Annotated in this window: 1 protein-coding gene; it reads right to left on the minus strand. The window is 69.0% G+C overall.

Translation table 11 applies throughout. The features are described 5' to 3' along the window. Positions 1-920, minus strand: a 920-nt coding sequence (locus IG88_RS39820) for an acyltransferase domain-containing protein (RefSeq protein ID WP_037837566.1), incomplete at both ends; no start/stop codon positions are given.

Genomic DNA, 920 nt, shown 5'->3' on the forward strand with positions numbered 1-920 from the left:
CGCACGGCCTCCCGGACATGCCGCACCCAGTACTCCACCGTCGCCAGTTCCGCACCCGCCACCTCCCCGGTCACATTCGAAACCACCGGAAGCACAGCCGGCCGGAACTCCACCGACGCCAACACCTCCGCGAACGCCGCCAACATCGGCTCCATCCGCACCGAATGAAAAGCATGGGACACCCCCAACCGCTTCACCCGCCGCCCCTCCTCCCCCACCAGCCGGCCCACAAGCCCCAGCACCGCCTCCTCCTCACCCGACAACACCAACGACCGCGGACCATTCACCGCCGCCACCGACACACCCACCGGCAACACACCCAACTCCCCCTCAGCCACCTCCACCGCCACCATCGCCCCACCCCCCGGCAACTCCTGCATCAACCGCCCACGCGCCACCACCACCCGACACGCATCCGCCAACGACCACACCCCCGCCACATGCGCCGCCGCCAACTCACCAACCGAATGACCCACCAGCACATCCGCCCCCACACCCCACGCCTCCAACAACCGGAACAACGCCACCTCCAACGCGAACAACGCCGGCTGCGCCCACTCCGTACGCCCCAAAAGCCCGCCATCCCCACCAAACACAACCTCCTTCAACGGCCGCCCCAGCACACCGTCCACATGAGCACACACCTCGTCGAACGCCGCCGCGAACACCGGAAACGCCTCATACAACCCCCGCCCCATACCCGGACGCTGCGCACCCTGCCCCGTGAACAGAAACGCCGTACCACCCTCCCCGGCCACCCCCCGCACCACCGACGAACCACTCTCCCCCTCCGCCAGCACCTCCAACCCGGCCAGGAACTCCCCCCGCTCCCGCCCGGTCACCACCGCCCGGTGCTCCAGCACCGCCCGCGAACCCGCCAACGACCAACCCACATCCACAACACTGAAGTCCGGCTCGGC

The sequence above is a fragment of the Streptomyces sp. NRRL F-5650 genome, assembly GCF_000721365.1.
In the GTDB taxonomy this organism is placed as follows: domain Bacteria; phylum Actinomycetota; class Actinomycetes; order Streptomycetales; family Streptomycetaceae; genus Streptomyces; species Streptomyces ardesiacus.